The organism is Arthrobacter crystallopoietes, from assembly GCF_002849715.1.
In the GTDB taxonomy this organism is placed as follows: Bacteria; Actinomycetota; Actinomycetes; order Actinomycetales; family Micrococcaceae; genus Crystallibacter; species Crystallibacter crystallopoietes.
In genome coordinates, this window is record NZ_CP018865.1 from 34614 (window position 1) to 46773 (window position 12160).

Sequence of the window (12160 nt, forward strand, 5' to 3'; positions counted from 1 at the left end):
CAGCGGGACTTTGCTGCCACGATGCTTCCCCGGATACACGGTCGGCTTGGGAAAAGTGCTCGGGCCGACAGCGGCCAGGAAGTCCCTGCCTTTACGAGGAACGGGCCGCGGCCGCAGAAGCTGACCTCCTGTCCGGCCTCAATGTGCCCGATGTAGACACGCTGACCTCCCTCATCGCCCGCCTGGCCATGGACGTCCACCGCTTACATCCAGGCGCCAGCTCCTGCGACGCCATGGACCACCTGCCCTAGCGCCGTCATCAGGAAGCACTGAAGTGACACCCGATGATGCCTGCTGCCCTAAACTCCGATAACGGCGCATACGTCACCTGCGCATTCCCCCTTCCGGCGACTCCCTGGCCACCCGCTGGGGGTGATTCGATGGAACCATGACTACAGCTGCCCCTGAAGGTGTTATCCAGAATTTGGCGAGGCTTAACACTGCCTTGAATCAGGTGATCCCGGCCCGAACAGTCGCGACGTAGAACATCAGAGCATTCGGCGACTTGACAGAGATATGGCAGGCCGGGCCGAAGGACTCACCGAAAAGAGACTGGCATTCGGTAGTGTGCATCGCGGAAGTCATCCGCCGCTTTGACATGATTGCCGTGCAGGAAGTCCGGCGCAGCGTCAAAGCGCTAAGGTTCCTGCTGCAGCGCCTTGGCCAGAACTGGCGTGCAGGTGACTCCCGATTTGTCGTTCATCAGATTGCTCATTGCTCCCTCGGACGAATTGCAGACTTCTACCCCGTCTTGAACACTGAAAGGGCATAAATCAGGGCAGGGCCCAACCCGCGTCCACACTCAAGATCCGCTCGCGCCGGAGGAGGTGGCCGCCGCAATCGGGTTCTCGCGGCGGAGCAAGACCCGTCGTTCCTCAACCCGGTCCCGCCGAGCCGTTCCGTTGGCGACCGGGTGGCCCCCGATCCAGTCCCGTCCGTTCCATCCGAAAATCCGTCTATGAAATATTTCAGCGGCACAGCAGGTTGCTGACCTCATGAGTACATCGCAAAACGTGAAGACCGTGTCCCCCGAACTGGCCCTTAACGACGGCCTCACTATCCCGCAGCTCGGCTACGGCGTGTGGCAGGTGGAAGACGACGTCGCGGAAGTTGTTGTCGGCAAGGCTTTCGAGGCCGGCTACCGCCACATCGATACCGCGAAGATCTACGGCAACGAAGCAGGCGTGGGACGGGCCATCGCCGCGTCCGGCCTGGACCGAGAGGACCTGTTCATCACCACCAAGCTGTGGAACTCCGACCAAGGCTACGAGAGCACCCTGAAGGCCTTCGAAGACTCGATGGAGCGGCTCGGTCTGGAAACCCTCGACCTCTACCTCATCCACTGGCTCCAGCCGAAGCAGGGCAAGTACGTCGATACCTGGAAGGCCCTGGTCGAGCTGCAGAAGCAGGGCCGGGTCAAGAGTATCGGCGTATCCAACTTCACTGTCGGGGCGCTGCAGGAAATCATCGAGGCGACCGGCGTGGTTCCGGCCATCAACCAGGTGGAGACCCATCCGTACTTCAACCAAGCCGAACTACGGGCCTTCGAAGCCGACAAGGGCATCCTGCATGAGTCCTGGTCGCCGCTGGGCCAGGGCCAAGGCCTGCTCGAGGACCCCGTACTGAAGGACATCGCCACGAAGCGCGACGTCACCCCGGCCCAGGTGGTTATCGCCTGGCACCTCGCCGTGGGCAACGTGGTCATCCCGAAGTCCGTGACCGAATCGCGGATCGTGGAGAACTGGGAGGCCCTCAATGTGGCCTTGGAGCCCGAGGACATCGAGGCGATCGACGCGCTGGATCAGGGTACAGCAGGACGCATTGGCGCCGACCCCGCGACGGCGGACTTCGCCTAGTCCAGAGCTTCGCCTAACCCGGCGGACTGCCAACGAAGGGGCCGCACCCCTGCGGCCCCTTCGTCGTGTCCACGGCTACCGTGTGGAAACGCCGCCGGCGATCCAGCCGGCGGGATCCGCGCCCTCCTGCGCCACGTACGGCGGATCGATGACCAACAGCGGCTCCTGCTGGTATGCGGTCTCGCGGGCGGAGTCGCCGCCACGATAGGGCGGCGGGGGAACACCAACTACGACCCTGCCCTGCCCTTGGCACTCCGTATCCCCAGGCTGTTCGCCCGGCCCATCAACGCCGAAGCGTAGTGGGATCCATGGTCCGGGCGTTGGGGATGGGCCGGATGGTTATGGTGGAACAATGCGAACGGACTTTAGCCCTGAAAAACTGTCTTCCCGCGATTTCTACCGTCTGCTGACGGCGGTGGTTGTCCCCCGGCCCATCGCTTGGGTCTCCAGCACCTCGGCCGAGGGCGTGGACAACCTGGCGCCGCATTCGTTCTTCACGGTGGCGTCGGTGAATCCACCGATCGTCCAGTTCACCTCCGTGGGCGAGAAGGACTCGTTGCGCAACATTCGGGCGACGGGCGAGTTCGTGGTCAACCTGGCATCGGTCAGCTTGATGGCCGAAGTGAATGCGACGGGCACGAATTTCGATCCGGAGGTCAGCGAGTTCGATGCGGCCGGTGTGATGCGGGAGCCGAGCCTAACGGTGAAACCGCCGCGGGTGCTCCAGTCCCCGGTGGCTCTGGAGTGCAAGCTCCACCAGCTGCTGCCGATGGGTGACTGCACGCTGGTTTTCGGCAAGGTCATGCATGCGACGGTGACGTCGGAGGTGCTGGACGGGACGCACCCGCGGATCGACCAGTTGGAGCCGCTGTCTAGGCTCGGGCTGGACGAGTGGGGTGCGCTGGGCGAAGTCCGGGAGATCAAGCGGATCCGCAAGTCCGAGTGGCCCGGGCACTTCCGTCCCGGTTCTGCCGAATAGGGCGCGTCCGACAACGGTGCGCCGGGATCGGCCCACCGTTGTCGTACTTGCTCTCGTCGCTTTGGCTTAGCCGATACCGAGTTGGACGAAGACGAACCAGACGAGCAGCGGCACGACGAAGATCATCGCGATCGCCCAGAGCAGCAGTGCGCGGAAGAACATCCGCTCGTCCTTGGGCTCGGCGCTGGCCATCAGCAGGGCGCCGCTGGTGGACATCGGGCTCACATCGACCACAGAGGAGCTGATCGCGATCGCTGTGACCACGCCGATCGGGGTCAACAGCGGGTCCATGGCGATCGGCGTGACGATCGGGCCGACCACGCCGAGGGTTCCCGTGGTGGAGGCGAAGGCCGAAACGATGCCGACGACGTAGCTGGTGACGAGCGCGGCGAGGGAACTGTTGCCCAGTCCGGCAATACCGGCCTGCAGCTCCGCCAAGGCACCCATTTCCTCGAGCATGCCGACGTAGGTGACGATACCGGTGACGAGGATGATGGCCGACCACGGCATGCTCTCGACGGCCGGCTTCTGCACGCCGGAGTTACAGGCGATCAGGGCGAGGGCGACGACCAGCGAGGCGACGCCGACATCGAGGGCGAAGACGGTAGTCAGGACCAGCAGGGCGCCGATGCCGACCAGGGTGAGGACACGGATCGGGGTGGCAGCGACCTTCTGGGGCCGCACCTTGCCGCCGTCAGTCGCGACCGCCGCCGGTGCGGGGACAGTCAGGACCGCTGTGCCGCGGCCGGCTGGCGTGGTCCCGCCAACACCCGTCCCGTAGGCAGGGCCGGCGGAGACGCCGCCCGACGCCTCGCTGCGGGCGGCCCGCTTCTTCATGATGCTTTCGATCAGCAGGTAGGCGAAGACCGCCAGCACTACATTGAAGAGGAAGCAGTACACGTAGAGCTTGAGCGAGTCCCCGGAGGCCCCGGCCTCATCGAGCATGACATTGGCCAGCACGCCGAACGGGTTGACCGGCGAGAAAGCGCCCGCGTTGGCGCCTTGGACGATGACCAGGCCCATGGACAGCGTGCTGATGCCGAACCGGCTCCCCAGAGCCAGGCCCACCGGGGCGACAATGGCGATGGCGGCCGGGGTGAACGCGCCGGCTGAAGCCAGGGCGGCGGTGAGCAGGAACATCAGCACCGGAACCAGGAACCGGCGGTTGCCTGCGAGCAGTTCGGCCCAGTAGGCCAGCAAGTCAATCGTGCCGTTGATTCGCACGATCGCGAAGAGCAGGGTCGCCCCGACCAGGATGAAGAACAGCCCGGAGGGGAACTGCGCGATCACGTCCTTGATTGACAGCCCGGCCACGATGGTGCCGACGCCGAAGGCAGCCACGATGGCGATGAGGCCAGCATTCAACCGGGTGAAGGAGCCGATGGCGAACGCCGCGATAAGTACGGCGAAGGCGATGAGCGACAGTGACATGGCGGTATCCTTTAGACTCGCGCAGGCAGCTTGAGGGGGACGCCGGACAGCAGGCTGCCGGCGCCGCTGATCGAAGGCTCGTGGCCCAGTGCCTTCAGGATCTCATAGGCGGTTGCCGTGGCAGCGGTAATGACCGGCAGACCCAGCTCGTCCTCGACGGCCTGGACGGCAGGAAGCGACGGCATCTGCACACAGGCCGAGAGGACGATGGCGTCCGCGCCTTCGCGCTTGAGGTTGCGGGCGATCTCCGGCAGGTTCTGCGGGTCCAGGCAACCGACAGCGAGGTTATCGGCGACTTCGAGGCTGACGGCGTCGAGGACCTCAATACCCGCTCCCTCGATGTACTCACGGACCATCTGGGTCAGCGGCTTCATGTACGGGGTGACCATGGCAACCTTCCGGGCGCCCATCTCCTGCAGCGTCCGGACCAAAGCACCGGCGCTACTGGTAACGGCGGCGGGGTGGCCGTTGTCCTCGGCAGCCTTGGCGATTGTTTCCTCGGAACCGACATGCGCGTTGGGCCCCTGGGCCATCACGGCCACCAGACAGGCATAGGCGATTGCATCGACGTCGGCATCGGACACTGCCGCGGCACAGCCGGCGGCCTTGCCCACCATGGCCAGCAGCTCTTCCTTGTTGACGTTCTTCATGCCCGCACGGGCCGAATGGAAGGTGTACTTCTGCCCGGTGGCCTCGGACTGGCGGCGGAACAGCTCCGGCAGTTCGGTCTCCATTGTGGTGTTCGAGCTGGGAACGATCAGGCCGATGCGGGACAGGCCGGCCTGCTTCGGCGCGGGAACGGTTTCACAGGTGATGTCAGGGGTACTCACGAATTTCTCCACAGTGCTAGGACTCTCAAAAACCCACTTCGCGGGATCGCAACCCATCATGCGGGTTACTGCCGTAGAATGTCAACTGGATCACATTCAGCGAGGGGGGGGGGGCAGGCCGTTCCCACCGGCGGTCTGCAAACGAAGGAGCGATAAGATGGCGAGGCAGCAGACAGCGGACACCAGAGGCAAGGACAAGGGATTGGCAACGGAGAGTAACGCCGGATCATCTCCGATCCTGGTCCTCCACAAAGTGACGCAGATCCTCGACTGCTTCTCTATCGAATCCCCCGAACCAACTCTGCAGGAGATCATCCGGAAGACCGGGCTGCCTTCAAGTACCTGCCAGCGCCTGGTGCAGAGTATGCTCCACGAGGGATTCCTGGACCGCGACGGCGACCGGTACCGGATCGGAATCGGGCTGGTACGCTGGGCCACCCCCGGAACGCTAGGCCTCGACGTCGTACGTTTGGTCAAGCCCATCCTGCAGAAGCTGCGCGACGAGACCGGCGAAAGCGCCTCCTTCTACATCCGCGACGGCGTCTACCGCACCATCGTGGCGGTCGCCGAAACCCGCCACGTTGTCATGCGGCCGTTCATGGTCGGGCAGGTCATGCCCATCCACGCCGGCGCCGCCGGGAAAATCTTCCTCGCCTACGACCCGGACGCGCGAAACGCCATCGCCGGCTCCGTGCTCGCCAAGTTCACCCCCGCTACGCCGGACAGTCTCGAGAAACTGGACCTTCAGGTCGCGCAGACCCGGAAGCTGGGTTTCGCCGCAGCCTTCGGCGAGCGTCACAGCGACGTCGGTTCCATCAGCGCGCCCGTCTTCGACCATGCCGGCCAGCTCGCCGGCGCGCTCGGACTTGGCTTCCCCACCCAGCGGATAGGCCCTGCCGACGCCGAACGGCTTGGACCAGTTGTAGCGCAGGCAGCGCGCGCCGCAAGTGAGTCGCTCGGCTTCATCACACGACAGGCGCAGTAGGCCAACGACGGGCACCATCACCGCTGACGCGTCGGCCTCCGCAGCACCGGATCGGCGCGGGGCACGCCTCCGGCCGGAACGCTGTCGGGTGTGGTGTTAGGCTCCGGGTCCGCGATATTTCGTGAACGCCGATAACGGCGCATAAGTCGGCCTAGGAAGTGGCGCCAAGGCAGCTGCGTGTCATGACTCCGGCAATTGCTCCCCCGCCCGAAACCAGTTTCGAAGAGAACCCGGTACGGTCGCCATCGGGCCTTGGAGGAAGTCATCGCTGACGTCGTCTGTCGGCTTCGCCCCGCACTGTTCGGGATAGGTAACCGGTGTACTGATGTCCGCGGGCTCTCCGTCTGCTTGGATTCATAGGCCGGTGGAAATCCTGGATGACCTGCAAGAGCAGTCATCCAGGCTCAGGCCACGGCCCTTTGGTAGGCGTCGACGATTTCGGCTGATATCCGGCCCCGCCCGGGAACCTGAAAGCCCTTACCTTTCGCCCCTTCACGGATCTTCCGGGCCTCATCCCGCCCGTTTGCTGCCGGCGCGGAACGGGAAGTGCGCTGTCTGGAAGCAGCCGCAGTGGCCTTGCGCCCGGCGCTGATGTACTGGTGCAACACGTTGCGTACGGCGGCGGCCTCATCGGTTGACAGGTCGATTTCGTAGTTAATGCCGTTAAGTCCGAATTGCACGGTTTCGTCGGCCGGCCCGCCATCCAAGTCCGATACCAGAACGATCTTGATCTGCTGCGCCATGCCGGATGGACTCCTAAATAGTGCGAATAGTTGTCCCCGCTTAATCATTACGCAGATCCTCAGCGCCCATGAAAGCATGCAGCGCCGCTGTACGGACGTCTGGGGGGAATCATCACAACCCCGGCATGCCGCCCGGCAGCCGTTCAAGAGCCGGTTCAGGCGCGCACTGTTGTCCCGACGTGACCGTCCGGAATCAGGCAGCCGCCCGGACAGAAGCAGCGGTCTCGGTGCGGTCTCCCACGGCCTAGGCACGGGCCTTGTTTCTGTCGGTAGGCCTGCCGCTGCTATCCTCGTGTGTATCCACACGGGAGCCCTGTTGCAGGGGCTGAGATCAGGCTGATGCAGCCTGCGACCGTCGAACCTGTCCGGGTAATGCCGGCGAAGGAAGTGAAGATCAATCATGAACGATTCGTTCCACCCTGCCCACTCGCTTCAGTACGTCTCGGGAGCGGACCCGGAAATCCGGGTTCCGGTGACCGCGATCGCGCTGGACGACTCCCCCGGCGGGCAGCCGAATCCGTCCCTGCAGGTCTACCGCACCACCGGCCCCGGCAGCGATCCAGTGGTCGGCCTCCCGCCGCTCCGGGAAGGCTGGATTGCCGGACGGGCCGATACCGAAAGCTACGGCGGGCGGGGCCGCGACTTGCTCGACGACGGCCGCGCCGCGGCCCGCCGCGGAGCCGCTTCGGCCGAATGGCGAGGTGCAAAACCCAAGCCGCGCCGCGCCGCCGGCAGCCGGACCGTGACCCAGATGCACTACGCACGCCACGGCATCATCACCGAGGAGATGAGGTTCGTCGCCCTGCGCGAGAACTGCGACGTCGAACTTGTCCGCTCGGAGCTCGCAGCGGGACGGGCGATCATTCCGGCCAACATCAACCACCCCGAGTCCGAACCGATGATCATCGGCAAGGCCTTCCTGGTCAAAATCAACGCGAACATCGGCAACTCGGCCGTGACCAGCTCGATCGCCGAGGAGGTGGACAAACTGCAGTGGGCGACCCGGTGGGGCGCCGACACGGTGATGGACCTATCCACCGGCGACGACATCCACACCACGCGGGAATGGATCATCCGCAACTCCCCCGTGCCCATCGGGACCGTCCCGATCTACCAGGCGCTGGAGAAGGTCAACGGCGAGGCCAACGCCCTGACCTGGGAGATCTACCGCGACACCGTGATCGAACAATGCGAGCAAGGCGTTGACTACATGACCATCCACGCCGGAGTGCTGCTGCGCTACGTACCGCTGACAGCCGAGCGGGTCACCGGCATCGTCTCCCGCGGCGGCTCCATCATGGCCGGCTGGTGCCTGGCGCACCACCGGGAGAACTTCCTCTACACCCACTTCGACGAACTCTGCGAAATCTTCGCCCGCTACGACGTCGCCTTCTCCCTGGGCGACGGACTCCGTCCCGGTTCGGTAGCCGACGCCAACGACGCCGCCCAGTTCGCGGAGCTGGACACCCTCGCCGAACTGACCAAGCGCGCCTGGCAGTACGACGTGCAGGTCATGGTGGAAGGCCCCGGCCACATCCCGCTCCACCAGGTCCGCGAGAATGTGGAACGCCAACAGGAACTGTGCAACGGAGCTCCCTTCTACACCCTCGGCCCGCTGGTCACCGACGTCGCTCCCGGCTACGACCACATCACATCAGCCATCGGCGCCACCGAAATCGCCCGCTACGGCACGGCGATGCTCTGCTACGTCACTCCCAAGGAACACCTTGGCCTACCCAACAAAGACGACGTCAAGACCGGCGTCATCACCTACAAGATCGCCGCCCACGCCGCGGACCTCGCCAAAGGGCACCCCGGCGCCCGGGAGCGCGATGACGCACTGTCCAAGGCACGCTTCGAATTCCGGTGGCGTGACCAGTTCGCCCTGTCCCTGGACCCGGTCACAGCCGAAGCGTTCCACGACGAAACCCTGCCCGCCGAACCGGCCAAGACCGCCCATTTCTGCTCCATGTGCGGGCCGAAGTTCTGTTCCATGAGGATCTCCCAGGACATCCGCGACCAGTTTGGCAGCGCCAGCGAGCAGGAAGCCATCGCGGGCATGAACGCCAAGTCCGTCGAATTCCTGGAATCCGGCGGCAAGGTCTACCTCCCGGCACCGGCCATGCCGCGCACCTAAAAGTCCGGCTTCCACGCGGCCGCCGAAGCCGCGGCCGTGTCGAAACCCAATGCGAGGACACGTAATCCCGTGGAACCGGAGGAACATGCCGGGCTTCTTCAAGAGTCAGGCCACCGGCAAGCTCCGATAACGGCGCACATGTCGCCGCCTGGCTGGATCGGGGTCGGAAAGATCCGCAGGGATCGGGTTTAGCCGGTTTCCGGAACCGGTCCGGCCACAACCGCCGGGCCTGCATCACGGTTACACCGCGGCCGCTTCAGGTGCGGCCGCGGTGCTGGCTCCGGTACTTCGGCCATGGCAGCCTGCTGCTGTGGCTTTAGGTGCGGCTGGTGCTTCGGCTATCGTCGCGGATCTGGCCAACGAGTTCTTCGAGCATGTCTTCGAGGGTCACGATGCCGTACGGGTGTCCTGTTTCGTCGATGGCCAGTGCCAGGTGCGCCCCTTCACGCTGCATGCGGTGCAGCGAGGACCGCAGCGCGTCGTTCAGGTTCACCCGCGGCAGGTCACGGACCAGTCTGGCCGGCAGCGGCTTGTTCCTGTCCGCGGCGTCCAGTCCGAGCAGGTCTTTGACGTGCACGTAGCCGTCCAAGGCGCCGGAGGGTGCCTGGACAGGGAACCGGGAGAAACCGTTGGCAGCAACCTGTTCAATCTGCTCCGGGGTGCACCCTGCGGGCAGGGTGGTGACCTTGCTCAGCGGGATCACGATGCTCTCGACCGAGCGTTCTTCGAAGGTCAGCGCGCCGAGCAGGAGCCGTTCGTCCTGCTTGTCGAGGAGCCCGCCTTCACGTGATTCCTCGACCAGCCCGGCGACCTCGTCACGGGTGAACGTGCTGGCGACTTCGTTCTTGGGCTCGACGTTGAACAGCCGCAGGATGCCGTTGCCGATGGCGTTCATGCACCACAGCAACGGCTGCAGCATCCGCACCACGACGACCAGGACCGGTCCCAGGATGAAAGCCATCCGCTCGGGCCCGGCCAGCGCAATGTTTTTCGGCACCATCTCGCCGAGCACCACGTGCAGGAACGTCACCACGCTCAAGGCGATGGCGTAGGCGATCGGGTCGATCAGCCCTGCCGGGACCCCCCAGGTAGTGAAGGGACCCTCCAGGGCGTGGACGACCATCGGTTTGGTGACATAGCCCAGGGCCAGGGAACAGACGGTGATGCCCAACTGCGCGCCGGCCATCATGAGCGAAACGTTCTCTATGGCCCACAAGGTCATTTTGGCGGCCCGGCCGCCTTGTTCGGCCCGGGGCTCGACAATGCTGCGCCGTGCGGCGATCAGGGAGAACTCGGCTCCGACGAAGAAGAAGTTCGCCACGAGCAGGACGATGGTCAGGATGATTCCGGTAGCGTCCATTTAGCGCTCCTCTCCCTCGATGGCTGTGGGTTCGGTGGTGGCGAGGATCTTCGCGATCCGGGCCCCGTCCATCTCCTCCACGCACAGCCCGATCCTGGCCGGAGGGTGGCCGTGCGAGCCTTCGGTCACCAGCTCGACGGTGTCTCCGGTCTCGGCGATCCGGCCCAGATGAAGCGTGAACAGGCCGGCGAGCGTGTCGTACTCGGTGCCCTCGGGAATGGTGTGGCCCAGGATTCCGGTGGCCTCATCCGGGCGCAGGGCGCCGTCGAGCCGCCACACCCCGAAGGGCAGCCGCTCGCTCGTGTCGTCGTCGGGGTCGTGTTCGTCCGTGACTTCGCCGACAAGTTCCTCAACCAAGTCCTCCAGCGTGATCAGCCCGGCGACGTCACCGGTTTCGTCGATCAGGACCGCCATCTGCAAGCCGCCGGCCCGCAGCGTGTCCATCAGGTCATCAAGTTCCACGGTGTCCGGGATGAGCGTTGGCCCGTCCATGATTTCGCCGACCGCGAGGTCGCCGCGATAGCCGAAAGGGACGGCAAGACCGCGACGGATGTGCACGATCCCGCGCACATGGTGGGAACCGGGCTCCATCACCGGGAAGCGGGAGTGGCCGGTGGCCGCTGCGATGTCCAGCATCTCCTGGACGCTCTGATCCGGGGCGACGGCCACGATCCTCGTCCGCGGTGTCATCGCGTCGTGGCCGCGGCGGGCACCGAACGCAAATGACCGGCGGACCAGTTCGGCTGTCTCCTCGGGCAGTACTCCCTGGCGGGCAGAGTGCCGCACAAGGACGGTCAGTTCCTCCGCGGAGCGGGCCGAGGCAAGTTCCTCCTGCGGCTCGATGCCTATCGCCCGGACCAGCTTATTGGCCGTTCCGTTGAAGAACACCAGCAGCGGCTTGGTCGCAGCGCTGAATCCACGCTGAAAGCCGGACACGGCGCGCGCGGTGGCCAGCGGCTTCGCGATCGCCAGATTCTTCGGCACGAGCTCGCCAAAGACCATGGTCAGCACGGTCGCCAAAACCAACGCGATAATGACGGACACGGACCGGGCAGCACCCTCGGCAAGACCGGCATCCATCAAAGGCCCCAGCACCAGGGCTGCGATCGCAGGCTCAGCCAGGAAGCCGATACCCAGGTTCGTCAACGTGATACCCAACTGGGCACCCGAGAGCTGGGTGGACAGCGTGTTCATCGCCTTCAAAACGCCGACGGACTTCTTGTCGCCGGCGTCGGCGGCATCCCTGACCGCGTTGCGGTTCACCGTAATCAGGGAAAACTCGGCCGCGACGAACAAACCGCAGCCGGCGATCAGCAGCAGACCACCCAGGATCGAGACTAATTCCATTTAGAAACACCCCCTGCCGCGGTTCTCGGAGCACATTCGAGCATCAGCAGGGGGCATGGACTATGCCCCGGACTGTCACCGGGAGTGGACATCAGATCCTCTCAAAGATCAAAAGACAGAAAACGTCCGCGGCCTGATTGCCGTGGACAACATAATTTTGCCATTGCGTGTCCCACCGACGCAAAGAGCAGGCCGAGGCGGAAAGCACTGTCCGAGGTCAGGTACCCCTGTTCCGCTTTCAACTGCCGGCCCAAGGCAAAACGCCAAGCAACACTCCACATGACCAGTTCCCGGGGCAGCGGTCGCGGAAAAGGTGCAGCTCCCCCAGTTTTCGCCAAAACCATTGAGGGAGCTGCGCCTTAGGACAGCCCGCGAACATTCAGCCGCCCTCCCCGACTGTCAGCTTCGGCCACAACGGCCTCGACTCCTGCACAGCTCCGGAACCTGGTGTTCGTCCGATGGGCGACAGTTGGGGTCCCTGACCGCCGCTCC

At 64.7% G+C, this 12160-nt stretch carries 9 protein-coding genes and 1 riboswitch; of the genes, 4 read left to right on the forward strand and 5 right to left on the reverse strand.

Annotated features, from left to right (window positions below):
* The first annotated feature begins 995 nt into the window (after nucleotides 1-995).
* Both AC20117_RS22175 and AC20117_RS22180 read left to right on the forward strand, forming a co-directional pair.
* Nucleotides 996-1856, forward strand: a complete 861-nt coding sequence (locus AC20117_RS22175; RefSeq protein ID WP_074703570.1) for an aldo/keto reductase — start codon at nucleotides 996-998, stop codon at nucleotides 1854-1856.
* Between the two features lie 352 nt (nucleotides 1857-2208).
* The gene (locus AC20117_RS22180) at nucleotides 2209-2835 is read left to right on the forward strand and encodes a flavin reductase family protein (RefSeq protein WP_074703571.1); all 627 of its coding nucleotides are present in this window, start codon (nucleotides 2209-2211) and stop codon (nucleotides 2833-2835) included.
* Between the two features lie 66 nt (nucleotides 2836-2901).
* Here the strand turns inward: AC20117_RS22180 and AC20117_RS22185 are convergent, their stop codons facing one another.
* Together AC20117_RS22185 and AC20117_RS22190 are read right to left on the reverse strand one after the other, a co-directional pair.
* Nucleotides 2902-4266: an SLC13 family permease gene (locus AC20117_RS22185; RefSeq protein ID WP_074703572.1), complete on the reverse strand. Its 1365-nt coding sequence runs from the start codon at nucleotides 4264-4266 to the stop codon at nucleotides 2902-2904.
* Nucleotides 4267-4277: 11 nt separating this feature from the next.
* Nucleotides 4278-5096: a maleate cis-trans isomerase family protein gene (locus AC20117_RS22190; protein ID WP_074703573.1), complete on the reverse strand. Its 819-nt coding sequence runs from the start codon at nucleotides 5094-5096 to the stop codon at nucleotides 4278-4280.
* A 157-nt stretch (nucleotides 5097-5253) separates the two neighbouring features.
* On the opposite strand from AC20117_RS22190, the gene AC20117_RS22195 reads away from it, so the two are divergent.
* Nucleotides 5254-6081 carry an IclR family transcriptional regulator gene (locus AC20117_RS22195; protein ID WP_101632772.1) on the forward strand — a complete coding sequence of 276 codons (828 nt, stop codon included), beginning with the start codon at nucleotides 5254-5256 and terminating at the stop codon, nucleotides 6079-6081.
* Nucleotides 6082-6485: 404 nt separating this feature from the next.
* On the opposite strand, the gene AC20117_RS22200 is transcribed toward AC20117_RS22195, so the two are convergent.
* On the reverse strand, nucleotides 6486-6824 hold the full coding sequence (locus tag AC20117_RS22200; RefSeq protein WP_074703574.1) for a histone-like nucleoid-structuring protein Lsr2: 339 nt from the start codon (nucleotides 6822-6824) through the stop codon (nucleotides 6486-6488).
* Nucleotides 6825-7118: 294 nt separating this feature from the next.
* Nucleotides 7119-7228: riboswitch (TPP riboswitch) on the forward strand.
* Between AC20117_RS22200 and thiC the strand changes: the two genes are divergently transcribed.
* Nucleotides 7225-8961: a phosphomethylpyrimidine synthase ThiC gene (gene thiC, locus AC20117_RS22205; RefSeq protein WP_074703575.1), complete on the forward strand. Its 1737-nt coding sequence runs from the start codon at nucleotides 7225-7227 to the stop codon at nucleotides 8959-8961. Its footprint overlaps the riboswitch before it by 4 nt.
* Before the next feature lie 316 nt (nucleotides 8962-9277).
* Here the strand turns inward: thiC and AC20117_RS22210 are convergent, their stop codons facing one another.
* A complete protein-coding gene (locus tag AC20117_RS22210) occupies nucleotides 9278-10321 on the reverse strand; it encodes a hemolysin family protein (protein ID WP_074703576.1) in 1044 nt (347 codons plus the stop codon).
* Nucleotides 10322-11668 carry a hemolysin family protein gene (locus tag AC20117_RS22215; protein ID WP_074703577.1) on the reverse strand — a complete coding sequence of 449 codons (1347 nt, stop codon included), beginning with the start codon at nucleotides 11666-11668 and terminating at the stop codon, nucleotides 10322-10324.
* Between the last annotated feature and the right edge of the window lie 492 nt (nucleotides 11669-12160).